Source organism: Hallella colorans, from assembly GCF_003096815.1.
Lineage (GTDB): Bacteria > Bacteroidota > Bacteroidia > Bacteroidales > Bacteroidaceae > Prevotella > Prevotella colorans.
The window spans coordinates 20,690-46,248 of sequence record NZ_QENY01000024.1 but is presented as its reverse complement, the minus strand read 5'-3'; the positions used below and the strand labels follow the sequence as shown (position 1 = coordinate 46,248).

At 45.9% G+C, this 25,559-nt stretch carries 22 protein-coding genes, 2 tRNA genes and 1 riboswitch; of the genes, 6 read left to right on the top strand and 18 right to left on the bottom strand.

What is annotated here, in order from left to right; genetic code table 11:
* Positions 1-62: 62 nt before the first annotated feature.
* The 12 genes from C7379_RS10885 to bcp form a co-directional block, all read right to left on the bottom strand.
* The gene (locus C7379_RS10885) at positions 63-449 is read right to left on the bottom strand and encodes a thiamine phosphate synthase (protein WP_165815066.1); all 387 of its coding nucleotides are present in this window, start codon (positions 447-449) and stop codon (positions 63-65) included.
* A gap of 4 nt (positions 450-453) precedes the next feature.
* Positions 454-1,230 carry a sulfide-dependent adenosine diphosphate thiazole synthase gene (locus C7379_RS10880; protein WP_116617337.1) on the bottom strand — a complete coding sequence of 259 codons (777 nt, stop codon included), beginning with the start codon at positions 1,228-1,230 and terminating at the stop codon, positions 454-456.
* Between the two features lie 28 nt (positions 1,231-1,258).
* On the bottom strand, positions 1,259-2,833 hold the full coding sequence (gene thiC / locus C7379_RS10875) for a phosphomethylpyrimidine synthase ThiC (RefSeq protein WP_116617332.1): 1,575 nt from the start codon (positions 2,831-2,833) through the stop codon (positions 1,259-1,261).
* Between the two features lie 12 nt (positions 2,834-2,845).
* Positions 2,846-3,505, bottom strand: coding sequence for a thiamine phosphate synthase (locus tag C7379_RS10870; RefSeq protein ID WP_116617331.1), 660 nt, complete (start codon positions 3,503-3,505; stop codon positions 2,846-2,848).
* Positions 3,502-4,317 (bottom strand): bifunctional hydroxymethylpyrimidine kinase/phosphomethylpyrimidine kinase, encoded by an 816-nt coding sequence (thiD, locus tag C7379_RS10865; protein WP_116617330.1) that lies wholly within the window; start codon positions 4,315-4,317, stop codon positions 3,502-3,504. The genes C7379_RS10870 and thiD overlap by 4 nt, the downstream gene beginning before the upstream one ends.
* A gap of 74 nt (positions 4,318-4,391) precedes the next feature.
* Positions 4,392-4,490, bottom strand: a riboswitch (TPP riboswitch).
* 722 nt (positions 4,491-5,212) lie between these two features.
* The gene (lpdA, locus tag C7379_RS10860) at positions 5,213-6,538 is read right to left on the bottom strand and encodes a dihydrolipoyl dehydrogenase (RefSeq protein ID WP_116617329.1); all 1,326 of its coding nucleotides are present in this window, start codon (positions 6,536-6,538) and stop codon (positions 5,213-5,215) included.
* Positions 6,535-7,926 carry an aminomethyl-transferring glycine dehydrogenase subunit GcvPB gene (gene gcvPB / locus C7379_RS10855; RefSeq protein WP_116617328.1) on the bottom strand — a complete coding sequence of 464 codons (1,392 nt, stop codon included), beginning with the start codon at positions 7,924-7,926 and terminating at the stop codon, positions 6,535-6,537. Before gcvPB ends, lpdA begins: the two co-directional genes overlap by 4 nt.
* A 15-nt stretch (positions 7,927-7,941) precedes the next feature.
* Positions 7,942-9,258 carry an aminomethyl-transferring glycine dehydrogenase subunit GcvPA gene (gene gcvPA / locus C7379_RS10850; protein WP_116617327.1) on the bottom strand — a complete coding sequence of 439 codons (1,317 nt, stop codon included), beginning with the start codon at positions 9,256-9,258 and terminating at the stop codon, positions 7,942-7,944.
* Between the two features lie 18 nt (positions 9,259-9,276).
* Positions 9,277-9,636, bottom strand: coding sequence for a glycine cleavage system protein GcvH (gcvH, locus tag C7379_RS10845; protein WP_036892811.1), 360 nt, complete (start codon positions 9,634-9,636; stop codon positions 9,277-9,279).
* 22 nt (positions 9,637-9,658) lie between these two features.
* Positions 9,659-10,744, bottom strand: a complete 1,086-nt coding sequence (gene gcvT, locus C7379_RS10840; RefSeq protein ID WP_116617326.1) for a glycine cleavage system aminomethyltransferase GcvT — start codon at positions 10,742-10,744, stop codon at positions 9,659-9,661.
* A gap of 545 nt (positions 10,745-11,289) precedes the next feature.
* Positions 11,290-13,725, bottom strand: coding sequence for a bifunctional aspartate kinase/homoserine dehydrogenase I (gene thrA / locus C7379_RS10835; protein WP_116617325.1), 2,436 nt, complete (start codon positions 13,723-13,725; stop codon positions 11,290-11,292).
* A gap of 506 nt (positions 13,726-14,231) precedes the next feature.
* Complete coding sequence (gene bcp, locus C7379_RS10830) at positions 14,232-14,684, bottom strand: thioredoxin-dependent thiol peroxidase (protein ID WP_116617324.1); 453 nt, start codon at positions 14,682-14,684, stop codon at positions 14,232-14,234.
* Between the two features lie 202 nt (positions 14,685-14,886).
* Between bcp and C7379_RS10825 the strand changes: the two genes are divergently transcribed.
* The 5 genes from C7379_RS10825 (at position 14,887) to C7379_RS13030 (ending at position 19,325) form a co-directional block, all read left to right on the top strand.
* Positions 14,887-16,026, top strand: a complete 1,140-nt coding sequence (locus C7379_RS10825) for a dTDP-glucose 4,6-dehydratase (protein ID WP_116617323.1) — start codon at positions 14,887-14,889, stop codon at positions 16,024-16,026.
* A gap of 22 nt (positions 16,027-16,048) precedes the next feature.
* Entirely contained in the window at positions 16,049-17,101 is a 1,053-nt protein-coding gene (locus C7379_RS10820) for a mannose-1-phosphate guanylyltransferase (RefSeq protein WP_243406787.1), read from the top strand.
* Between the two features lie 7 nt (positions 17,102-17,108).
* On the top strand, positions 17,109-18,146 hold the full coding sequence (locus C7379_RS10815; RefSeq protein WP_116617322.1) for a type I phosphomannose isomerase catalytic subunit: 1,038 nt from the start codon (positions 17,109-17,111) through the stop codon (positions 18,144-18,146).
* Between the two features lie 729 nt (positions 18,147-18,875).
* Complete coding sequence (locus C7379_RS13035; protein WP_243406786.1) at positions 18,876-19,127, top strand: hypothetical protein; 252 nt, start codon at positions 18,876-18,878, stop codon at positions 19,125-19,127.
* Between the two features lie 33 nt (positions 19,128-19,160).
* Positions 19,161-19,325 (top strand): hypothetical protein, encoded by a 165-nt coding sequence (locus C7379_RS13030; RefSeq protein WP_243406785.1) that lies wholly within the window; start codon positions 19,161-19,163, stop codon positions 19,323-19,325.
* Between the two features lie 406 nt (positions 19,326-19,731).
* Here the strand turns inward: C7379_RS13030 and C7379_RS10800 are convergent, their stop codons facing one another.
* The 6 genes from C7379_RS10800 to C7379_RS10775 all read right to left on the bottom strand — a co-directional run bounded on the left by C7379_RS10800 (position 19,732) and on the right by C7379_RS10775 (position 24,648).
* Complete coding sequence (locus tag C7379_RS10800) at positions 19,732-21,423, bottom strand: peptide MFS transporter (RefSeq protein WP_116617321.1); 1,692 nt, start codon at positions 21,421-21,423, stop codon at positions 19,732-19,734.
* A 48-nt stretch (positions 21,424-21,471) separates the two neighbouring features.
* The gene (locus C7379_RS10795) at positions 21,472-22,239 is read right to left on the bottom strand and encodes a porin family protein (protein ID WP_116617320.1); all 768 of its coding nucleotides are present in this window, start codon (positions 22,237-22,239) and stop codon (positions 21,472-21,474) included.
* 3 nt (positions 22,240-22,242) lie between these two features.
* On the bottom strand, positions 22,243-23,559 hold the full coding sequence (locus C7379_RS10790) for an amino acid ABC transporter substrate-binding protein (protein ID WP_116617319.1): 1,317 nt from the start codon (positions 23,557-23,559) through the stop codon (positions 22,243-22,245).
* A gap of 277 nt (positions 23,560-23,836) precedes the next feature.
* A tRNA-Glu gene (locus tag C7379_RS10785) sits at positions 23,837-23,908 on the bottom strand.
* 20 nt (positions 23,909-23,928) lie between these two features.
* Positions 23,929-24,015 (bottom strand) — tRNA-Ser (locus C7379_RS10780).
* Between the two features lie 150 nt (positions 24,016-24,165).
* Complete coding sequence (locus tag C7379_RS10775; protein WP_116617318.1) at positions 24,166-24,648, bottom strand: helix-turn-helix domain-containing protein; 483 nt, start codon at positions 24,646-24,648, stop codon at positions 24,166-24,168.
* A gap of 334 nt (positions 24,649-24,982) precedes the next feature.
* On the opposite strand from C7379_RS10775, the gene C7379_RS12615 reads away from it, so the two are divergent.
* The gene (locus C7379_RS12615) at positions 24,983-25,339 is read left to right on the top strand and encodes a hypothetical protein (RefSeq protein ID WP_133241895.1); all 357 of its coding nucleotides are present in this window, start codon (positions 24,983-24,985) and stop codon (positions 25,337-25,339) included.
* Positions 25,340-25,559 lie beyond the last annotated feature (220 nt).

Sequence of the window (25,559 nt, the reverse complement as noted above, 5' to 3'; positions counted from 1 at the left end):
GGGGCTTACTTTTGAAAAAATAAACCCCGAAGTCCAATTTTACTGGGCTTCGGGGAGGATATTTATGCTCTTTTGAGTTTTACCGGACAGCAATAGTCAAAAATAGGACTTAAAAACACGTATCGCATGCCGTCTTTGTGTTCTTCCACCTCTTGTAAGGAATGACATGAGCGCGACAATCGTCCTTTGAAGCCCGGACATGGAGTGGGGTGACGGCCATTGAGGTGCAGTCCCCCTATCTGAAATTCCTTGGTTAGCTCAAAATGGTCGTGCAGCACCAATCGGTCGTGCCATCGAGCTGAAATGCTCGCTATCAACTCTCGCATCTGTCCAGCGGTGTATTTGGGTTTTCGCAAATGCGCATAGTCAACCCCTTGCTGTAGCATTTCCTCGATAATACGAGCTTCCCCCGCTTTGCAGTCGGGGGAAGTGACAATAATGATTTGCATGTGACTATTTTTTTGCCAGCTCCTTGATGATGAGGTTGGCCACCTTTTTGCCAGACAGCAACATGCCACCGAATATCGGGCCCATGCGCGGAGTTCCTGACACGGCCGACACGGCCATGCCGCACACATACAGCCCGGGGTAAATCTCCTTGGTGCCCTCGACCACAAGGCGCTCGCCCTCATCAACATTGAGCGACCCCTCGCCAACTACTTGGCCTGTGGGCGTGCGCAACTCAGCTCCGTTCTTACGCGCCACAACCTTGCATACCTCGCTGTCGTGCCCTGTTCCATCAATGACGCAGCGCGCCATGATGTTCAAAGGGTCCACGTGCAAGCCCTCGCGCAGCACTGGAGTCCAGTTCACTACTACGCCGCTCACTTTCTTATCCTTGAAAACCACGTCTTCCACCGAGTAGCAGTTGAAAAGTTTGGCGCCTGCGTGCACGGCCTTGTAGAGAATGGCCGAGGTACTCTCGATAGAGTCGATGGTGTAGAGGCCATCCTCGTATTTCTCGTAGTTGATGCCAAACTCCTTGATGATATCCATGGCTTCCTGTTGTATCACCACTTGGTTGAACATCATGGCGCCGCCCCACATGCCACCGCCGGGAGACAGTTTACGGTCAAAAAGAGCCACTTTTAGGCCTGCTTGCGCCATATAATAGGCGGCCACAATGCCACTGGGGCCTCCGCCGACAATGGCCACGTCAAGTTCCAAGCACTTTTCAAGTTTGTCAAAATAGGTACTGATGATACCTTTGGATACTTTTGTTTCAATCATTTTTTTAGGTTTTATGATGTTAAACTTATCATTGTTCGTCACATTTCTCTATTGTCTGACTGATGCGCATGGCACAGAAATGAGGCCCGCACATGGTGCAATAACGACCGCCCACGTCGTTAGATTGCTTGTAATATTCCAAAGCTCGGTCAGGGTCGAGCGACAGGTTGAACTGGTCTTTCCACCTAAACTCATAGCGCGCCTTGCTTAGTGCGTCGTCACGCAGCGTGGCTCCCGGAAAGCCTTTGGCTATGTCGGCGGCGTGCGCGGCTATCTTGTAGGCTATCACCCCAGTGCGCACGTCATCCTTGTCGGGCAGACCAAGGTGCTCCTTGGGTGTGACATAACACAGCATGGCCGTTCCCATCCATCCTATCATGGCTGCCCCGATGGCCGACGTGATGTGGTCGTAGCCCGGAGCGATGTCTATAACCAATGGGCCAAGCGTGTAAAAAGGCGCTCCGTGGCACTTCTCTATTTGGCGCTCCATGTTTTCTTTTATCTTGTGCATGGGCACATGTCCCGGTCCTTCTATAAAGGCTTGTACGTCGTGTGCCCATGCCCGTTCCACCAATTCGCCCATAGTGTCAAGCTCGGCGAACTGCGCCGCGTCGTTGGCATCGTGCGTGGAGCCCGGGCGCAATCCGTCGCCCAAGGATATTGCCACGTCGTATTGGCGGCAAATCTCGCAGATGTCATCAAAATGCTCGTATAGGAAACTTTCTTTTTGGTGCACTTGGCACCATTTGGAGATGATGCTTCCGCCCCGGCTTACCATGCCCGTGAGACGGCTGTTGGCCAAGTGGATGTTTTGCAGGCGGATGCCGCAATGTATGGTGAAATAGTCTACGCCCTGCTCGCACTGCTCTATTAGCGTGTCGCGAAAGATCTCCCAAGTGAGTTTCTCCGCCTTTCCGTCCACTTTTTCAAATGCCTGATACATTGGCACGGTGCCCAGTGGCACGGGGCAATTGCGCAATATCCACTCGCGAGTATCGTGGATGTCCGCTCCAGTGGACAGGTCCATGATGGTATCTCCGCCCCATTTACAACTCCATACGGCTTTCTCCACTTCTTCTTCGATGTTGGAATTGTTGGCTGAGTTGCCAATGTTGGTGTTAATTTTTACACGGAAGCGTGGCCCGATAATCATGGGTTCCGACTCGGGATGCCGGCGGTTGGCCGGTATGACGGCGCGGCCCGCGGCCACTTCCTGCCGCACGAACTCTGGCGTGATGTAGGTGTCGATGCCCCGTTGCTTGCAATCCATGGTTTCCCTGATGGCCACATATTCCATTTCCGGCGTAACGATTCCCTGTTTGGCGTAAAACATTTGGGTGCCCTCGCGCCCCTCTATCCATGACTCACGCATGCGTGGAATGCCACGGCGCAAGTCAATGTCTATTTCTGGGTCGCTGTAAGGGCCGCTGGTGTCATAAACAAGCAGTGGTTCGTTGGGTTTCTCGACGCGTTTGCCTTTCTCCATTTTTATCGTGGGAGTGAGGTTGATACGACGTACGCCGACACGTATGTCAGGGTAGATTTTACCATGAAGATACACTTTCTCCGAGTCTGGATAGGATATTTTGATGTTATTTTCCATGTTTGGGGTTTGTTAGTCGTTGTTTATCGCTGTTTGATGGTTGGCGTTCCCATCAAGCGCGGCCATGAAACGCTGAGTTTCCGCTGTGGGATTTTCCGCTTGGAGAATGGCTCCACTGATGGCTACGGCTTGGACGCCAACTTGTCGCAATGTCTTGATGTCCGCCAAGGTGATGCCACCTATGGCCACCAATGGGATGTCTATGCGTTCCCGGCGCATGGTGTCGATGATTTTCTTATAGCCATCAACGCCAATGATTGGAGCCAAGCGTTTTTTGGTGTGGGTAAAGCGAAAAGGTCCGCAACCAATATAGTCCACCCCCTCGGCCGCCAATCGACGAATGTCCTCTATGGTGTTAGCGGTGCCGCCGATGATGTATTCGCCTTTGGGCAGCAACTTTCGAGCCTCTGCCACGGGCATGTCGTTTTTGCCCAAGTGCACGCCTTGTGCCCCAACCTCGCGCACCAGAAGCGCTCGGTCGTCAAGAATGAGTGTGCCACCGATTTGTCTGCAGTGTGGTAACAATTGTCTGGCGGTTTCCGCGAACTCAGTGTCGCTCGCGTCTTTCATGCGCAGTTGTATCCATTTGCAGCCGCCACGCAGGGCGGCTTGGGCTCCCTCCGTGTAGCTTACACGCTCGTTGGTGTGCGTGATAAATTGCAATGGTGTCATCGCTTGATGAGTTTTTGAGGATTAAAAAAATGGTTCACGGGGCCGTGTCCATGTCCTATTGCCACGTCCGCGCCATGGCGCAACGCCTCGCCAACGTATGCTTTCGCCTTTCTGACAGCGGTTGGCAGGTTCTCTCCTTGGGCCAAGAAAGCCGTGATGGCAGACGAAAGCGTGCAGCCCGTGCCATGTGTGTTATTTGTCCGCACGGTTGGCGACGTGAGCCTTATGCATTGACCGTCATCAGTGAGTAGCAAGTCTGTTTTCTCCTCGCCGTTGGCATGCCCGCCCTTGACGAGCGTGGCGTGGCATCCCATGTGCGTGATGGTCTCGGCGGCGCGGCGCATGTCGGCTTCGTTCTTGATGGGCATGCCAGCCAAAATCTCCGCCTCCGGTATGTTAGGTGTAAGCAACGTGGCGCGTGGCACGAGTCGCTCGCAATATTTTTTGAGCGTGTCGGCTTGCATCAAGCGGTCGCCTGAGGTTGCCACCATTACTGGGTCAACCACCAAAAGAGCGGGCCATTGGCTGGAAAGCGTGTCGCATATTGCGTTGAGCGTGTCAAGGTCGTTTACCATGCCTATCTTCACGGCCTCGGGCGACAGGTCGTCCATGACGGCTCTGATTTGTTGGGCTATAATACTGGGTTTTACATTCTGCACGGCCTTGACCCCAAGGGTGTTTTGTGCCGTTATGGACGTAATGACCGAGGCTGCGTAACAACCCAACGCGGACATGGTTTTCAGGTCGGCCTGAACGCCTGCTCCACCACTGCTGTCTGATCCAGCGATGGTCAATGTAGTGATATATCTCATGCTTGCCTTAATATAATGCACACAAGTCTAAGAAGTGTGGTGAGGAAGGCGCGCCCGGACGTGCGCATGAAAAATCAGATGTCGTTTCACATTCCCTACGGCAGCATTATCTGCATCAGGTTAAACGGGTATGATCTCAGCAAACCAATGGGTTTGCACCCCTCGACAGAACACTCTGTTTATTTTTACAAAGATAGGTACTATTTGTATGAAATGCAAGCGACAGCATCTATTTAACAGTAATTAATATTCGCTGGCGCACGGATGGAATGATGTTTTTTGTGTAAAAAAAATCAATAAAATAGTGTCTTGCCACACGTGTGTTTTAGCGTGAAAAAGGGCCATCTTTTTAAACATGGCACTCTCTGTGTAATGCGCTAAAATAATAATACTTTCATGATTAAGGCTCAATCACGTGTGGTTTGGTGCCTAAACGCTTTGTCTTTGGAGCTTATTGGCAACGCGTTTGGCATCTAATCGCGCCACGATGAGGCACTAAAGGCAACGGGAAAAATATGGATATTGTTTGCCAATGTCTCGTTTTTGGGCATAAAGCGTTCATGTTAAGGCATTTATGAAACAGGTTCATTTTGGGCGTATTTGTGGCTGCCATGCTTGTTGTTTGTAAATATGCGAGTTTCAAGAGGGGTTTTGTCATGTATTTTCACTTGCGTATACATTTCCCGTCATGGTGGGTTAGCGTGTCGCCCCTGTCATAAGGTTTAAGAGCGACGTGCCCTTTGTGGGTTGGGGGGCGTGGGCATGGTCATCCGTTGGGGACGCGATGATAGTTGACGCACGTTTTAAAATATTTTTTTCGTGTAATAAAAAAAGAGACGAGCGTCGCGAAATGGACACTCGTCTTCTCTTTTATAGGTTTGCCAATGAAATGACGTTACGCCTTGGCGGCATCTAAAAGAAGCTCATTGAGCGTTGGGTGGATATGGACGATATCTACCAATTGCTCGCGTGTAACGCCGAAATTCATGAGTGAGGCCACCTCTTGCACGATGCTCGAAGCACCAGCTCCGAAAGCGTGGCAGGCGATAACGTGATTTGCCTCGTCGAAGAGCAGCTTAACAAAACCGTCTGTTTGCTCCATAGCTTGCGCTCTGCCGTTGGCGCGACAAAGCACCTTGCGTGTGGTGAAAGCTATGCTGTTGTTTTTGCAAAAATCGTCGGTCGGCCCTACGGAGGCTGCCTCTGGATAGGTGAACACGGCCGCTGGCATGATGTCCAAACGTATGTTGTCAGTTACACCAAGTATGTGGTTCACGGCGCGCCTACCTTGGAACGTAGCCGCGTGAGCCAGCATCTGCCGACCATTCACGTCGCCAATGGCGTAGATGTGTGGCAGATTGGTTTGCATGTTGTCGTTGGTCACGATACCCATCCGACTTGTCTCAATGCCAATGCCTTCCAAATTAAGATCCTCCGTGCGTGGCTTCCTGCCCGTGGCAACGAGTATGGCGTCGGCCTCAACACAACTCTCAGTTCCCTTTTTGGTGTCTTTAATGACTACTTTGTTGCCATCTATGCGCTGCATGGCGGTGGCGAGATGGAACTTGATGCCCCGTTTTTCCATGATTTTGCGTAGGCGGCGCGCTATCTCGGCATCCATCGTGGGTAGACATTCTTTTAAGAACTCCACCACGGTGACCTGTGTTCCGAATGCCGCGAATATGGACGCCATCTCCATGCCGATTACACCTGCGCCAACGATACAAAGTGATGATGGCAATTCCTCTCGGCTGAGCAGTCCCTCAGAGGTTACGAAATATGGGCTCACGGGTTGTCCGTCAGCCCCCAACCCTGGCACGGGGGGCAACTTGGCGGTGGACCCTGTGGCGATAATGATGTTTTTAGCCTCTATCTCTTCGCCGTTCACGACAATGGATTTGGCTGTCTTGAAAGAAGCGTGCCCCTGCATAAAGGTTATGCCGGGTTGCTTCATCAAGGCTTCCACACCCTGCCTAAGGCCAGCCACGACTGCGTCTTTGCGAGCGATGGCTGCACGGAAAAGTTCCTCGCCGTTTTCGCGCCCTAAAACTTTCTCCGCGTCATGCACAAGAGATTTGGTGGGTATGCAACCACAGTTGAGGCATGTGCCACCAGCGTATTTCTCTTCGACGATGACCACTTGCAGCCCTTGCGAGGCGGCATAAGCGGCGGTCTCGTATCCACCGGGACCGCTACCGATAATGATTAGATCTGTTTTCATTGCGCGTTCTCCGGGAAAATTAAGATGGGATTGCGTGCTGCCATTACGTCATCCACTCTTGAAATGGGCGTGTGTTGTGGCGCGCCCTTGACAATTTCTGGCTGTTCGGCGGCTTCTTTCGCGATGCGTCGCATCACGTCAACGAAACTGTCAAGCGTTTCCAAGCTTTCATTTTCGGTGGGTTCTATCATCATGGCCTCGTGGAAAAGGAGCGGGAAGTAGATGGTGGGCGCGTGGAAGCCAAAGTCGAGTAGGCGTTTGGCCACATCCATGGTTGTGACGCCGGTTGACTTGTCACGCAGGCCATCAAAGACAAACTCATGTTTGGACAATGCCTCGATAGGCAAGTCGTATACATCTTTGAGACGAGATTTGATATAGGTGGCGTTGAGTGTGGCCAATGGTCCAACCTGCTTGATGTTCTCTTTGCCGAGGGTTAGGATGTAAGTAAGCGCGCGCAGTTCCACAAGGAAATTGCCATGGTATGGGTTTACCATGGGGAAGAACTCTTGCAAGCCCTCGCGAACACCCACGGGACCGCTGCCAGGACCGCCGCCACCATGGGGGGTGGAGAATGTCTTGTGCAGGTTTAGGTGAACCACGTCAAATCCCATATCGCCAGGCCGGCATACGCCGAGTAGGGGGTTGAGGTTGGCGCCGTCGTAATACATCAATCCGCCACGGTCGTGAACCATCTTGACAATATCCTCAATATCGTGCTCGAACAGTCCCAAGGTGTTGGGATTGGTCATCATCATGGCTGCCACGTTGTCATCGAGCTTGCTCCGCAAGTCGTCGATATCCACGGTGCCGTCCTGTTTGCTTTTAACTTCGACAACCTCAAGTCCACATACTGCCGCGGAAGCGGGGTTGGTGCCGTGCGCGGAGTCTGGAACGATAACCTTGACACGCTTGCTGTCGCCGCGGCTCTCATGGTAGGCCTTGATAATCATCAGGCCTGTAAGCTCGCCGTGAGCGCCTGCGCATGGTTTCAACGTGAAGTCGGCCATGCCGGTAATGGAAGCCAAAACTTTACGCAAGGTGCACACTGCCTCTTCTGCTCCTTGAGTGGTAGATTCGGGCTGAAGTGGGTGAAGGTTTTGGAAAGCGGCACTTGCAGCTATCTCGTCGTTTATCTTAGGATTGTATTTCATGGTACAAGAGCCCAAGGGATAACAACCGTTATCCACACCGAAGTTGTTGCCGCTATGGTTGGTATAATGTCTCACTACGGTGAGCTCGTCACATTCGGGCAGGTCGGCTTGCTTTTCTCTTAACGAGCCTTTGGGCAAATCGTGTTGTGGAAATTCGCTCTTGGGCAGGCTGTACCCTTGTCGTCCGGGGTGGCTAAGCTCAAAAATGAGATGCCCATATAATTTGTTATTCATAGTCGTTGCTCCTCCTTATTTAATCAAACTCACCAATGTGTCTATCTCGTCCTTGGTTCGTTGCTCCGTCACGGCGAGCATCAGTGTGTCGTCAGAAACCTTGATGCCACCGAAAAATCCGTTTTCGAGCCATAATTGTTGCAAGGCATCGAGATCTCCATCGTACTTGACACAGAACTCATTGAGAAACTCTTGCCCGGGAAATGCGTCTTTGAAATGCCCCGTGGCCACGAGTGCGTCGTGCAGATAATGCGCTCCGTCACATCCTCTTTGTGTCACCTCTTGCAGTCCCTTCTTGCCCAGCAGAGACATATAGAGCGTAACCCAAAGCGTCATCAATCCTTGGTTGGAGCAAATGTTGGACGTGGCTTTCTCACGACGAATGTGTTGTTCGCGTGCCTGAAGGGTTAGCACGAAGACCCTGCGCCCATCTTGGTCGACGGTTTGGCCTACGATACGTCCCGGCATTTTGCGCATGTGTTTTTGCGTGGTGCACATATATCCAAGGTATGGACCGCCCCATGCCATAGGTATGCCTAAGCTCTGAGCCTCTCCAACGGCAATGTCGGCTCCCCATTCGCCCGGCGATTTGAGCAAGGCAAGGTCGGCGGCGACGCTGTTGATGATAAGCAACGCTTTCTTGGCATGGCATGTGTCGGCTATGCCCGAGAAGTCTTCGATGTTACCATAATAGTTGGGTTGCTGTGCGATGACACCGGCCACGCCACCCTTTGCCAAAGCGTCTGGGAGTGCGCCGAAGTCGGTTACGCCGTTTTTCTGTGGTATCATCTCGATGTCAATGCCTTGGAAATGGGCGTAGGTCTTCACCACCTCAACCACTTTGGGATCTACAGTCTCTGATATGAGCACTCTGTTGGATTTCCTCACGGAGGCGCACGCCATCATCGCGGCTTCCGCCGTGGCGGTGGAACCATCGTACATGGAAGCGTTTGAAACCTCCATGCCCGTGAGACGGGCCATCATGGTCTGGTATTCGAAGATGTAATGGAGTGTACCTTGTGACACTTCAGCCTGATATGGCGTATAACTTGTGAGATACTCTGAGCGCGAGGTGATTTGTGGTATTACCGCTGGCACATAATGGTCGTATGCTCCCGCACCAGCAAAGCAAATGGTTTGCTGGTTCTTTTCGCCTAATTTTTGGAAAAATTTACGTATCTCAATCTCACTCTTGGCGCTTGGGATGTCGTAGTCTCCCTTAATGCGCACGTCTTTTGGTACGTCTGCGTACAAATCGTCCAAAGACTTTTTCCCGATGACATCGAGCATGTGCTGAATGTCATCGGGAGTATGTGGAAAATATTTGAACATATAGTTGTTAAGTCTGGCTTATTGAACAGATGCGAGATAATCCTCTTCGCTCATCAGGTTTTCAAGTTCTGAGGGGTCGGTGAGTTTAACTTTGATGATCCAGTTAGCGTTGGCATCTTTGTTGATGAGTGCCGGCTCGTCTTCCAAAGCCTCGTTCACCTCAACAACGACACCGCTTACCGGAGCGGTCAAATCGCTGGCAGCCTTTACGCTCTCAACGGCTCCAAAGTCGTCTCCAGCCGAAAGTTCGTCGTCCACGTCGGGCATATCCACGTAGACAATGTTACCTAATGCTTTCTGGGCATAGTCTGTAATGCCGATGTAACCAAATTCGCCCTCTACGCGAACATATTCATGTGATTCACAGAAATAAGTCATAAAATAATATTTTTAGGTTGTTTTATTTTTTGTAATGCTTCTCGTAGAATTTCTTTTTAACAATCGTTCCAGGCACCTTTTTCTTTCTAATCTGTATCTCCAAGGTGTCGCCAAGTTTGAATTCAGGATCAACCATGGCCACCGCGCAGCTCTTGTCTGTGGAGATGAGCCGATAGCCGGTGGTTACTTCGCCCACTTCACGGTCGCCTTTGAACACTTTGTAGCCATGACGTGGAATAGCGTGCCCTTCCAATTCGATGCCGCGTTGGCGTTTGGCGGGGCCTTCTGCTTTCTGCTGAAGTAACGCTTCCTTGCCGATAAACTCAGGTTTGTCAAACTTGCAGAACATGCTTAAGCCAGCCATCACCGGTGTGATGGTGTCTGAAAGCTCGTTGCCATAAAGTGGCAATCCAACCTCAAAGCGTAAGGTGTCACGACATCCTAATCCACATGGCACACAGCGTTTGCTTGCCATGAGCTTGTCCCATTGGTCGACGATGAACTTGTGCGAGCCGTAAATTTCAAATCCATCCTCGCCGGTGTAACCCGTTCGGCTGACAATAACCTCGCCATCATTGTCATCAATGGTCTTTGCGGTATAGAATTTCAGGTCTTGGCAATCTATCCCAAGTACCTCTTTCATCACTTGTTCAGCCTCAGGGCCTTGTACGGCCAATTGCCCGTAACGGTCAGACGCGTTGTCAATTTGTACGTCGAAACCATTTGCGTTCTTGGTAACCCATTCCACATCCTTGTCAATGTTGGCTGCATTCATAACGATGAGAAACTCTTCTTTGCCCAGTTTGTATACCAAAACATCGTCCACGGTGCCACCATTGGGATAAAGCATCATGCCGTAAAAAATTTGGTAGATGGGTGCGTTGGACACGTCATTGGTATAGATGTGGTTGACAAAACGCTCAGCATCTTTACCTTTTATAAAGAGTTCGCCCATGTGGGAAACGTCAAAGACACCACAATGCTGGCGTACAGCGTTGTGCTCTTCTATGATGGATGAATACTGGATGGGCATGTCGAAGCCCCCAAAAGATTGGATGAGTGCACCCATATCGGCGTGACGCTCATAAAGACAGGTTTTTTTATTCAAGGTTATTGTAGTATTATGGTTTTTGTTTTCTCAATTTTAAATGCAGTGTCAATATTATGCCAATGCAAATTCGTATCAGATTTAAGATTGTTGCCCGTCTAAACCTCTGACATGAGGATAATGATGTGCAATGCTCTGTGATTTTTCTATGTCTGCAAACTTAAGAAAAAGTTTTGAGATAAATAGATATTAATCATAAAAAAATGTCAATATTCTAATCTTTTTTGGAAAAAAAATAATGCGTTCAATATATTGGACGCATTATAATGTGGCATATTGATAGTTGTGGGTACTTCTCTACGCCAGTCTATTCGTTTCTTATTTGTTCTGAAGTTGCATAGTGAAAGATATATCGCCATTATGCTATCATCAAGATTTGCTTGTCATTTGCACCAAAAAAATATCCTTTTTTTAAGTTATTCGCACATGACGACCTTGAGTTTATTTATATGACCATATCACTTTCTGCAAAAGAGAAGAATCGTTTTGTCACAATTCTATTTACATTTTCTTTCGGATAGGACACATAAAAAGGCATATAGGGCTTACACGTTGGCAATGCTCATGATATTGGCGAATACGCCAGCCGCTGTAACGCTCGCTCCGGCGCCATAGCCTTGGATTTGCATGGGATATTCTTTATATCGTTCAGTGGTGAGCATGACGATATTATTGCTTCCTTCCAAACGATAGAAAGGGTGGTTACGGTCCACTGCTTGCAAAGCGACTCGCGTTTCGCCCCCCTCCATTGTGGCCACAAATCGCCAGCGTTTGTGCTCAGCCTCGAGTTTGCTGCGCTTCTTTTCAAAATCTGCGTCAAGCTGTGGCAGCCTTTGCCAAAAATCTTCCACCGAGCCCTCAAAATATTCGTCGGGTACAAATAGCGATTTTTTCACGTCGGTCTGTTCCACTTGATAACCTGCCTCGCGAGTCAAAATCACCAATTTTCTTATAACGTCTATGCCGCTCAGATCTATTCTTGGGTCTGGCTCGGCATAGCCTTGCTGCCTTGCTCTCTTCACGGTTTCAGAGAACGGTACGGTTGCTGACAACTCGTTGAATATAAAGTTGAGCGTGCCACTAAGCACCGCCTCGATCTTCAAGATGCGGTCACCGGAGTTTCTCAAGTCGTTAATAGTCCCGATAATGGGCAGGCCAGCGCCCACATTTGTTTCATAAAGGAATTTTACTCCACGTTCCAAGGCAGTGTCTTTCAAAAGTCTATAATTCTCGTATTTGGAACTGGCAGCTATCTTGTTGGCTGTCACCACACTGATATTATGGCTTAAAAAAGATTGATACAGTGTCGCGATGTCTTTGGATGCGGTGCAATCCACGAACACGGAGTTAAAGATATTCATATCGAGAATATGCTCGCGCAACTTCTCCGGGGTACTTGGCACAGACGCTTTCAGTAATTCGCGATAGTTGTTAAGGTCTAAACCCTCACGGTCGAATATAGCATTTTTGGAACTTGCGATACCCACCACATTGAGTTTCAGTTTGGAATGTTCTTTCAACTCCTCGTATTGAGTACGGATTTGCTCAATAAGTTTGCCACCAACAGTACCTACACCACAGATGAAAAGGTTGAGAACGTTATACTCTGACAGGAAAAAGGAGTCGTGAATAACATTGAGTGATTTGCGTAGATACTTCGTGTCAACCACAAATGAAATGTTGGTTTCTGAGGCACCTTGCGCAAAAGCTAAGACGGAAATGCCGCTTCGGCCTAATGTTCCAAATAGTTTTCCAGCTATTCCGGGCGTGTGCTTCATGTTCTCGCCCACTATGGCAATGGTGGCCAAATTGCTTTCCGCTTGCATTGGCACCATCGCACCATCGTCAATCTCGGCCTTAAACTCTTTATTGAGTACTTTTACGGCCGCTGCCGCATCCTCGTCTCGCACGCCTATGGATGTGGAGTTTTCTGATGATGCTTGCGCGACGAGAAACACGCTAATGCCTTTGTCGGCGAGTGCGGTGAATATTCGTCTGTTCACACCTATCACACCCACCATCGACAGACCGGACACGGTGATAAGTGTAGTACCCTTAATACTTGAAATTCCACGGATAGCCTTGCTGTTATTCTCTATTTTGCTCTTAATAACCGTACCCCTGTTTTCAGGATTAAAAGTGTTCTTGACATGTATCGGAATGTTTTTAATACATACAGGATATATCGTAGGAGGATAGATAACCTTTGCGCCGAAGTTGCAAAGCTCCATAGCTTCCAGATAACTCAGTTCGTCAATAGTATAAGCTGACCGTATAACCTTGGGGTCGGCAGTCATAAAACCGTCTACATCTGTCCATATTTCTAAAGTTTCTGCATCTAATGTGGCGGCAATAATAGATGCCGTGTAATCAGAACCTCCACGCCCAAGATTGGTGGTGTCGCCCGAATTTTTATCTGTGGCGATAAAACCCGGCACAAGAGCAATACGTGGCAACTCTTTAAAAGAGTCTATAACTAATTTGGTTGTCAGCTCACTGTCAAGTGTGTTTTTACCATTTAAGACCTCTGTCTTGATAAATTCGCGCGCATCATAGAGTTTTGAGCCCCGAACAAATGTGCTCACTATGTTTGAGCTTAAGCGCTCTCCATAACTCACGATGGTATCTAAGGTTTTCTTGCTAAGGTCGTGTATGAGATATACTCCGTAATAGATGGAGTGGAGCTCAGTAAACAATGTGTCTACCTTATTAAATAATAGCTCGCGATCTTTGGTGTTGGTGATGATAGTATCGATAATTTTATGATGGCGCTCCACCATTTGCTCGTACTCTTTTTTCCAGTTTTCATCACCCTCAACAGCCAGTTGAGAGGTGGATATGAGTTTATCGGTTATTCCGCCGAGTGCGCTTACAACGACGATAACAGGTTGGTGTCGCGCCTCTTTCTCTACAATGCGTTTTAAACTGTGAATACTCTCCACGGAACCTACTGATGTTCCGCCAAACTTCAATACTTTCATTGGTTTATCAAAACTTTAGTAATGTGATGCCACCCCTGAGACAAACAGGGCCGAAGCAAAACTTGGATGCAAAAATAATAATAATAATTGTGATGTGCAACGGAAATGTTGACAAACTGACAGCATGCGTAAACAAAAAACTATAAATTATTTATCTCGTTCCTAACAAAATGGTATATACATGGCATGAACTAAGAAACGATTAGTATCCTGTTTTCGTAACTTACGTAAGTAATAGAGAAGTTTTTGACGATGATAATAGGCTGGTTCTAAAAAATAGACGTGTCGGTTTTGAGTTTATTTCTGAATTGGAAAGAAACAGAATGTGACAGGATGTTAATCATGTCTTTTTTTTATACTTTATGCAGGGGTAATTTTTAGCCCCAGCCTATTAAGGAAGATAATATTGCCTTATTGTTTAAGGTGGCATGACAACCGAAAAATTTTAAATAAGCAAAAAATATTTTTTCGTTTCAAAGGGCGGCATTAGATGATCTTGTCGTCCACTATTCGCCTAATATTTGCTCTGCGTGCTCCTTCACTTTGATCTGCTTGGGTGTGAAGATCTTTTCTATGACACCGTTTTCATCTGTGACGAATGTGGTCCGGAATGTTCCCATATAGGTTCGGCCGTACATTTTCTTCTCGCCATAAACACCTAATTCTTCCACTAATTTTTTATCGGTGTCGGCTATGAGTGGAAATGGTAGTTGATGTTTGTCGATGAATTTCTTGTGCGACTTCTCATCTTGGATACTTACGCCTACCACGGCATAGTCTTTATCAAGAAATCGCTGGTAGTTATCACGTAAATTACATGCCTCATTGGTGCATCCAGATGTCATATCCTTGGGATATGTGTACAGCACCAACTTCTTGCCTTTGAAGTCACTCAGTTTAATTAGTTGTCCATCTTGGTCTTTGCCTAATACCTCAGGCAGTTTGTCTCCTATTTCCATTGTTGTATTTTTTTGATGTTAATAGTACAAATTTACACAAAAAAACGGTAATAAGCAAGTAAATGTCAGAATAAATGAACTCAGAGTCATACGCTACGGATGGTTCTCAAACGATTTTTGCCATACCATAATTTAAAAAATAGAGTACGAATTATACGACGTTATTATTTAATTTTTTTATCTTTGCAAAAAACATCATATTATGAATAACGCAAGACATATTATCGTGACAGGTGGCGCAGGCTTCATAGGGAGCCATGTGGTCAGACTTTTGACAAACAAGTATCCAGATTATCATATCATCAATGTGGATAAGTTGACTTATGCAGGCAATTTAGCGACGCTAAAAGACATAGAGGATAAACCGAATTACACTTTTGTAAAAGCTGATATCTGTGATTTTGACAAAATGTGCGAGCTGATGACACGTTACCAAGTGGATGGCATAATTCACTTGGCTGCTGAAAGTCATGTGGACAGAAGTATTAAAGACCCATTCTCATTCGCACAGACCAATGTGATGGGTACGCTAACTTTGTTACAGGCAGCGAGGCTTTATTGGGAAAGTTTGCCCGAGGGCTATGATGGAAAACGCTTCTATCACATATCTACAGATGAAGTTTATGGTGCACTGAGGCTAACCAACCCAGAGGGCATTGAGTCTCCTTTCACTACCAAGGCATCATCGGGACATCATCACGCATACGGCTCGGACTTCTTCACAGAGGATAAAAAATACCAACCACACAGCCCTTATTCTGCGTCGAAGGCCAGTAGCGATCATTTTGTACGAGCTTTTCATGACACCTACGGAATGCCTGTTGTCGTGACCAATTGTTCTAATAATTACGGGCCATACCAGTTTCCGGAAAAGTTGATACCCCTGTTTATCAACAATATTCGCCATCGCAAACCATTGCCTGTTTATGGTAAAGGCGAGAATGTGAGGGATTGGTTATACGTAGAAGACCATGCGAGAGCTATCGACTTGATATTTCACAAAGGAGCTGACGCGGAGACTTACAACATAGGCGGCTTTAATGAATGGAAAAATATAGATATTATCAAGCTGATCATCAAGACTGCTGATCGGTTGTTGGGCCGCCCTGAGGGTGCGGACGACGATTTGATTACATATGTCACTGATAGGCCAGGACACGACGCTCGCTATGCCATAGATAGTCGTAAATTGCAGCGCGAATTAGGATGGGAGCCGAGTTTGCAATTCGAGGAGGGTATAGAGCGTACCGTGAAATGGTATCTTGACAATCAAGAGTGGTTGGATAATGTGACATCTGGCGACTATCTCAAGTATTATGACGACATGTATAAAAATCGCTAAGATAACGTAACAATATTCTATTATGGCAAACAACAATCATGTGGTAATCATGGCGGGAGGCATAGGAAGCCGGTTTTGGCCTATGAGTACGCCACAATATCCCAAGCAATTTATTGATGTGATGGGCGTAGGCAAATCGTTAATCCAACTCACTGTTGAGCGATTGGCACCTCTTGCGCCTATGAATAATTTTTGGATAGTGACAGGACACGATTATGTCAATATTGTCAAAGACCAGCTTCCTGATATTCCTGATCAAAATATATTGGCCGAACCTGTTGCTCGCAACACAGCTCCATGTATCGCATACGCTTGTTGGAAAATAAAAACCAAGTTTCCTGACGCCAATATTGTGGTTACGCCATCGGACGCATTGGTTATAGATATAGCAGAATACCGTCGTGTTATCAAGGTAGCTTTGCGGTTTACGGCTGACAGTGATAACATTATGACTGTTGGCATACAGCCTACTCGTCCTGAAACAGGGTATGGATATATTGCCGCTGCCCACCAATTGGAGGATAGCGAAATATACAAGGTAGAGGCGTTTAAGGAGAAGCCTAACCTCGAAACAGCAAAAAAATATTTGGCTGATGGAAACTATTTTTGGAACGCTGGCATCTTCGTGTGGAATGTTAAAACCATTACAGCGGCTATCAATAAGTTTTGCCCAAGTTTGGCCGAGAAAATGAAGGATATGGCTAAAGATTTCTATACAGAACGAGAACAAGCCACATTGGCTCGCATTTTTCCTACATGCGAAAAGATAAGTATAGATTATGCCGTGATGGAGAAATCGGACCGTATCTACACTCTGCCTGCCAATTTTGGATGGAGTGACCTTGGCAGTTGGGGCTCTTTGCACACTTTACTTGATAAGGATGATGAGGGCAATGCGCATGTTGGTGACAAAGTGCGGTTGTATGATAGCAAAAACTGTGTGGTTCATGCACAAGACGCTCAACAAGTTGTGGTGCAAGGTTTGACCGATTACATCGTGGCTCTGCGTAATGGCAGGCTGTTGGTTTGCTCGTTGCATAACGAGCAATTGATAAAAGAATATTCAAAGGAATAGGTTTAAAATGTTTTCAAAATATTATCCATTGCTTTTTGAGCCAAATCTCCATACTGTGATATGGGGTGGTGACACGATTACTAAGTGGAAAGGCCTTCCCGCGAACGAAAAACCCATAGGTGAGTCATGGGAGGTTAGTGCCGTTCCATCAAGTGTTAACATTATTTCAAATGGCGAATATCGGGGAAAGGATTTAGTCGCTTTTATAGACTCAAATCCTGAAGAAATTCTCGGTTCTCATGTGGCACGGCAGTATCACAACCAATTGCCTTTGTTGGTGAAATTTATCGACGCTCGCCGTGACCTGTCTATTCAAGTGCATCCTAATGACGAAATGGCGCAAAGATTACACCATAAAAGAGGCAAGAGTGAGATGTGGTATGTCTTGGATGCGGCCCCGGGTGCTTTTCTCTATGCCGGATTTGCTAAATCATTGGTGTCAAATGGCAATGGAGATGTGAGTAATAATCGTGAAACGGTGATCAACGCGTATCGCAGGAGAGTTGCCGATGGTACTATTGTTGATACGTTGGCCAAGCACGAAGTGAAAGCTGGCGACGTGTTTTATCTGCCCGCAGGCCGAGTGCATGCCATATGTGGTGGCATATTGCTGGCTGAGATACAGCAAAGTAGCGACGTTACTTATCGTATCTTTGATTATAACCGACTGGGCATTGATGGCAAACCTCGCGAGTTGCATACAGAGCTGGCAGCCGAGGCTTTGGATTTTAGGGTCGAAGACGATTATCGTACACAGTACAGCTATGAGCCAGAGCGTCCCAATGTTCTGGTGGATAATACTTTTTTTACAGTGAGAATAACAGAAATGACTTCGCCCTATCATTTCAATTTGTTGGAAGAAGATAGCTTTGTCATCGTGATGTGTCTCAAAGGCGATTGCCGTATTGTGGTTCATGGTGCAACGGAGGCGGTACAATTAAAAGAAGGCTATAGCGCATTTATACCTGCCACTGTGGCAAATTACGAAATTATTCCTGATAATAAGGATGGCTTTACAAAAGTACTTGATGCCTATGTGGGTTAGAAGAATTAGTGGTGTCCTTTGCCATTAATCGTCCAATAGGCAGTTTGTGTGCAGTAATGAAAACAACGTTAACTGTGGATATCCTATAAAAGCCATAGCTGGTTGTTTGTCAGTGTGATATATTTTTTGTGCCTTTGCATACCCCCGAATGCCTCATCATGGGTACAATCAGAGATTTTTTTTCAATAAAAAAATATTGCAGTCCGGTAAAACTTTTATTATTTTCTAAAATTAGGGCTGACACTTCTCACGAGGTATCAGCCCTTTTAGTTATCTTTGATTTTATAAAAAAAATTATAACCGTGAACAAAGTTAGTCATTTTTCCGGACAATTGGTCTATAGTCAGGTCTTAAAGTTGGTTGATAAATATTAAATTCTTTAAATTAATTGTGAAATACAAGGAAGTGAGTTTTATGTGAAGTGTTTTGACGGCTATACGCATTTTGTAGCAATGCTGATGGAGTCTTGAAACACTTTGATCCCCTTCGTGAGCACGAGATAGGCATGAAAGCGGAAGCGCACTAACTCTGCCACTTCGGATTGGAATATATAGTATCGTCAGACGACGTACGCTTGCGGAGGCAAACATCCTCCGTCCCTAAGCGTTCTTTGCAGGAGCCTATTTCTATCTTTTGGAGAAGTATGCCAAGTTTTTAGCGGACAGTCAGCCTTACAAGAGTTATAAGTGACAGACACATGAGCCCAAAGACTGGGAAAAGCTGCTTTATGTGATAGACTCAACCATGATCTCCCCCTTTGATAACATTCTTAAAGACATAGGCAGACACTCTAAATACGGCAAGAATAAAGGTGGAAAGAAGGTGCATACCTTGATGAAATATCATGTTTGGGGGCCGATGGTAGTTCAGTTCACATCTGCTGGCAAATATGACCATTACCTACTTAAAGAGGCGCAACTGCCCAAAGATGCCACTTTGACAATAGACAGGGCATACATAGACATTGTACAGTTTCAATGACTTGCAGAGGAGGATGTGTGCTATGTTACCAAAATGAAGAAGAAGCTCAAGTATGAGGTACTTAAATCGATAACATACATCAATAATAAAGGACTTGTAATACACATCGACCAGAAAGTGCACTTTACCGGAGAAGAACTTACCCATGAGGCATGGCGGGTGGAAATCTTTTACGAAGACAAGAAACCGGTAGTTTAACAGACCAATAACTTTGACAATTGCCAATTTGCTCATCACCGTCCTCGCAAGAAGCATCAAAAGAAATCGTGCATTCTCACATGTCATAACTATGGTGTGTCTTACATTAATGTCTTACATTAATATTATCAGATTTTTGGAAAATCCGGGCAAAATATCCTTGCCAAAGAGCAACAAAAAGCACCACCGCAACTACCCTTGTTTGATTAGGGGGGGGCTTACTTTTTGAAAAAGAAAGCTCGAATTCCGATTATAAAGGGCTTCGAGCAAGATCATTATGTCCTTTTAAGTTTTACCGGACAGCAATATTTTTGAATATCTAATTTATCATCCCATGCCCAAATAGGTGATTGGACATGGGATGAAAAAAGTAGGTTGCATCCATGAAAAAGATCATGGCATGTGCTTAGCAAACTTTCTCGAGCCTCTTCATCATAGAGAACATGAAAACTGCGGCAAGCAAGCAAAGGCCAATGAGAATGCCCCAGATGGCCGTAAGCGGCAGATCTCCCCAGAGACGACCTGTGATTTGCACCGCATAATTGCCAATGGCTGTGGCAGCAAACCATCCGCCCATCATAGCTCCCTTGAGTTTTGGAGGAGCCACCTTGCTGACAAACGAGATGCCCATGGGGCTAAGCAGAAGTTCAGCAAACGTGAGCACAAGGTAGGTACCTATGAGCAGGTTGGGCGATGCGGGATTAGTAAGCAAGTTGGCATCTGCACTCAGTGCGGCGGGTGTAGGCATGCCCATACTGCCAACAGAGAGCAAACAGTAAGCCAAAGCGGCTATCAGCATGCCGTATGCGATCTTGCGAGGGGCTGTTGGCTCTTTACCACTACGACCCAAGGCTGAGAACAACAGCAGAGAGAAAGGTGTAAGCGCTACCACGAAGAAAGGATTGAACTGCTGGAACTGTTGAGGTAGGATGGTGAAACTATCGGGTAATTCAAAATAGATGCTGCCAGCACCCACCAAACTCAGTGCAGCTACAACACCAGCGATAGTCTTGCTCTTGCTCGTCTTTGACTGGAAAAACGAGAATAGTGAGTAAATAAGAATAGCAAAAAATGCCAATATCCATACATTGAAGCCCATTCGGGTAGCACCTGTCACAGTGCTTGCGGTATAATCGCGTGCAAAATAGGTGAGCGTCAAACCGTTTTGGTGGAATGCCATCCAGAAGAATATAACCACAATAAATACCAATATAAGGGCCGTTACGCGCTGACGAGTCTCTTGCGGAGTTAATTCTTCCTCTATCACGTTGGCATTATTAGCAGCCTTGGCATCTTCTACCATCTGCTTGGAGTTGCCCTCAACATGTTTGAAAAGGCGGCGGCATGAGAAATAGATTACAGCAGAAAGTATGAGCGACAAGCAGGCAATGCCAAATCCATAGTTGTATGACCTTGACAAACTTTCTATGTACTGGTGTGCGAAGGTTACCAAATCGCCTGTATAGTTAGTGGCGATGGCCCCGCTTTTGATGAGTCCCTGTACCAAATCTGTGTTGGCCTGCGAAGCTGTACCATCAATGATTTGGTGTGCGATGGACGGTATGCGGCCATCATAGACAAAACCATCGCGCCCCATCATCCAATTGGTCATGGCCGTGGCAGCGGTCGGAGCAAACATGGCACCGATATTGATAGCCATATAGAATAACGAGAAAGCTGTATCGCGCTTGCTCGCATAACGCTTATCATCATACAGGTTACCCACCATCACTTGTAAGTTACCTTTGAACAAGCCGGTGCCTAAAGAAATAAGTGCCAATGCACCTATCATGCTCCAATAAGCCACATTATCATTGGCAGGTATGGCCAACAGCAAGTAGCCTATAAACATAACGGCTAAGCCTGTAACGACCATCTTGCCGTAACCAAACTTGTCTGCCAAGATACCACCGATAAGTGGAAGGAAGTAGATGCCGGCGAGGAATGCGGAATAGATGCCGGAGGCTTGCCCCTCATCGAAACCAAACTTCGCCTGTAAGAAAAGCGTAAAAATGGCGATCATGGTGTAATAACCAAATCGCTCGCCAGTGTTGGCGAGGGCCAAGGCAAAAAGGCCCTTGGGTTGATTTTCAAACATACTTGATTTAATTTTAAAGGTTTATAATCTTAATATATCATTCAATGGTTAGTGCCGGGATAACTGATTGCTATGAGTGCCCCTGTATCGAGTAATATCAAAGAGATAGGATAACTTGAGCATGATTGTCCCAAAATTGCTCGACCCGAAATAGTCGCGCTTGGAATCGCCATAAATATTTGCCAATCCATAGTAATAACGCGCTTCAAGTAAGAAGTGTCCTATGCGCGGATGGCTGTATTCCAAACCCAAGCCAGCAGTAATGCCATAGTCAAATTTGTTCTCCACAGCCATGGTGTCTTGCGCCACGATGGTATTAGCTCTATCGGCCATGTTGCGAGTTGCCCATTCAAAATTGCTCTTAGTGCTCTCGTTCAGATACCATCCGAACTGTGGTCCGGCATTCAAAAAGAAATTGAAACCACGTTCTTCTCTGCCCCATGCCAAATGCGCCAAGAAAGGAACTTGCACATAATTAATGGTGCGACTGTACTCTTCGGGTTGGCCTGTCGTTTCGTTGATAACAGGCTGATCATTCTTGTCACGGATGTCCTCGCTCCAACCCATCTGCCCATAATTGACCTCTACAGCTACAGAAGCGATGGTGGCAAAATACTTTTCAACCGTATAGCGCATTGAAAGGCCACCAGACAAACCACCTTTCATCTTCTGTACAACTTTTGGCGTGAACCGAATGGTGGAAAGGTTATAGCCTCCATTCACACCCACCGAAAAGGTGTTGCGGTGCTCGCCCACTTGTGCTAAAACAGCGAGTGGCGTTAAAAATAGCAGTGTGATGATGAGATGCTTGGTCATGAGTTAATAAACGATAGATTCTATACCGCCTCCGGGGACAAAATGTATGAGCTGGAGAAAATCATTTTGCATACCAGCAGCCCCTACTTGTTTAAAAATTAACGGATTTTGTAAAGCTGTGTAAGAATTTTGCTCCTTACTCCCCACGAAGCTCCTACCATATCTTTTCATGCCACGCAAGAAGAACTGCGCTTGATCATAGCCCATGATAGCAAACCGTGGCAAAGCTGTCTGCATGTCTTGCCTGAACCATCGACGATAGTTTTGCTCTAAACGACGTGTTCTGCCATCCAACGGATTGTAGTAAAAATGTGTGGGAATATAGGTGTCGAAACGGTGGAAACGCTCTGTGTTGTTTTCCGTATACATCAGCCATTCAGTATAACCGAAAAGTGAAATCTTTAACCTCGGATTGGCATTTTTTAGAGATTCTAACTTGGCTATTGCCACATTCAACTCGGGCGAGCGCCCTGTGTTGAGAATGACAACATTGGGCTGGGTCATGCTAAATGCCTTGGCAAACATGGTTTCGCTATTGTTCAAGTTAGTAATTTTATAGTGTATGTTTTTATTTTCCAACCTATTGCGTAGGGCAAACGTAAAAATCCCTTTTTGAGAAGTAGCATCGTTACAGTCTATAAAAACAACGTTGGTATTAGGAAAATGACGCATAAAAGCATCGATCGCACCATTATTGAGTTTGTCTGCCGACTCCCAAACTTGGAAAATCTGTGGATACCTTGCCACATCGTCGCCATTAATAGAGAACGGTATCACCATCTTGATATTGCGCGCCTTGCAAAATTCGGCCAATCCATGTACCTGATGACTATAGAGCGGCCCGAAAATAATATCGCATTGGGCAGCCTCAGCCTCCTTGGTTAAATGGGATATGTCCGCGTCAATGTTTACATTCCATGCATGAACATCAATGGAAAAACCAGCTGCTCGCAAGTCATCGCATGCCATGAGAAAGCCACGATAATATTCCACCATGCGCCTTCCGTCACCATCCACATTGTGTAGGGGCAGCATTACACCCACTTTCAAGGCATTCGTTTTGGGGGTGGATTGAACCGTGGGCCTGCTATATGGAATGAACACCATGTCACCTTTTTTTAGTTCATAGCCCTCGCTTTTCATTTCAGGGTTGGCATTCATCAGCTCTGGTATGGATATACTATACTTTTTGGCAATGCCGAAGATGGTATCCTTCTTTTTCGCTTTATACATATCTCGCCATTGGCCAGACTGTGCCATTGCCTCCATAGCGAAACACATGGTGACAACCATCAACAAATATATGGAAAATCTTCTCATTTGTTCACATACTAAATATCATATAGTTGTGCAAAAATACAAAAGTTAGATGTAAAAATCGAATAAAAACAAAAGAAATACACTGACAAAATTGCGCATAAAGGCCAAATTTAGACAAAATGTTGGCAAAAAATCTATTTTGAAAAATAAAAGTTTAAGATTTTTGAGATCATCTATTCGCCCAATGACGGAATTTATAAGGTTGCGAGACAAAAGTGACCGCAGTGCACAAAAAAAACCTTGGACAAACTATCCAAGGTTTAATCATTTTATTTTGTAGTCGATAGGGGAATCGAACCCCTATGCCAAGATTGAGAATCTTGTATCCTAACCATTAGATGAATCGACCATTTGAAGTTGTGATCTCCGCGGAAGCTGGGGGATTCGAACCCCCGGTACGCTAACGCGCACGGCAGTTTAGCAAACTGCTGGTTTCAGCCACTCACCCAAACTTCCATTCCGGAGGGTTTGTCAACCTCACTGCATTCTTGAAATGCGGTTGCAAAGGTAACAGATTTATTTGGTATCACCAAACGTTTTGTGATGTTTTTTCAAACAAAAAAACATTTAACATGCTTGCGTTACTATTTACACTTAACCCAAGCTCTATCTGTTTTTATTCTTGGAACCTGGCTTTCGACCACGCTTTTTGGGTTTATCTTGAAGCACTGGGTGACACTCCATTTGCTTCATTTTGTATTCGCGTGGCGTCATTCCGGTGTTTTTGAAGAATGAAGCATAAAATGATTGTCTATTGGAAAAGCCCACGGTGTCGGAAATTTCTTCCATGGTCAAATCCTTGTAGCGCTTATCTACCAATAGCGTCATAGCCTCCCTGATGCGATAATAATTGACCAAAGAAGTATAATTCATGTGGAACCTTACGTTCACGACGGCCGAGATATACCGAGTGTTGGTACCCAAATCCTCAGCAAGACGTTTGGCAGAATAGTTCTTGTCACGATATTTTTTTTGGATAATGATAACATCGTTGATGCGCGCTTCGAGTTCATCCATCATCTGTGGACTTACCAAAGTCCTATACGAGGCCTCTTTTTCTTTTATTTCCGTTATGTTATACTTTGCCATGACTTAAGGATTTTGAATCGTTAGTAAGAACATATCGCAAAGATAATAAAGTTAAATTTATTTTCCAACATTTTTAATATATTTTTCTAAGATTTGTTTAATGTTTTTATGAAAATCATAATGATTTTGTTATACCATTATCACATTGTGTTCATCTTCCCATATCCTATGTATCAAGCAAACATGCTGTTGTAGGCTTCCCTGAGATGACAAGATGGCTTTGTTTGGAAAACATAGATCATGTAGAGGTTTAGCACACGCCACATCAAATGTTATTCAAAAAAAATACTTAATTTTACGCTTACAATCAAATAGCATAAATTTAGATCTCTCATTGAAAAAATATTATCATCCGCTGTGTCTTTGTACCACGTACCACCTTGACAACGGCGTCGAGCAGGCAGGAAATGGCATTCAGGATAGTTTTGTCTATTTATACCAAACCACTCCGCAGGCACCAAAGGGTTGCGTTTGCATCATGGATGTCAATGTTTTTTTTGACTGCCTGCAGTGCAAAAATATAGATATTGTCTGCAATCTGCTACAAGACTTTGACGCCGCCATTTCAGACAGCGAAGCCCGTAACAAATTCACAAAGCAGTCAGCCTCTCTGGAAAGCATTGAAAATCTGCCTAAAAGATGCGGACAAATTATCTTGGTGAACAAACTAAACGGTATGAAATGCCTATAAATAGCATACGAAGTGGAAATCTCAGAAAAACAAGTTGGTTGTCAAATCAGAAAAATTTTGAAACTCATCAGGTACATGAAACATACTCTCCTTACGTATTAACCTATCTTACTTAACGATAAGAAAACGGCAAAACAATATTGTAACCAAAATATATACACGAAAATGCCATTTTTTTCTACACATAAATCATATTTAATGCGTATATTTGCACACTTAA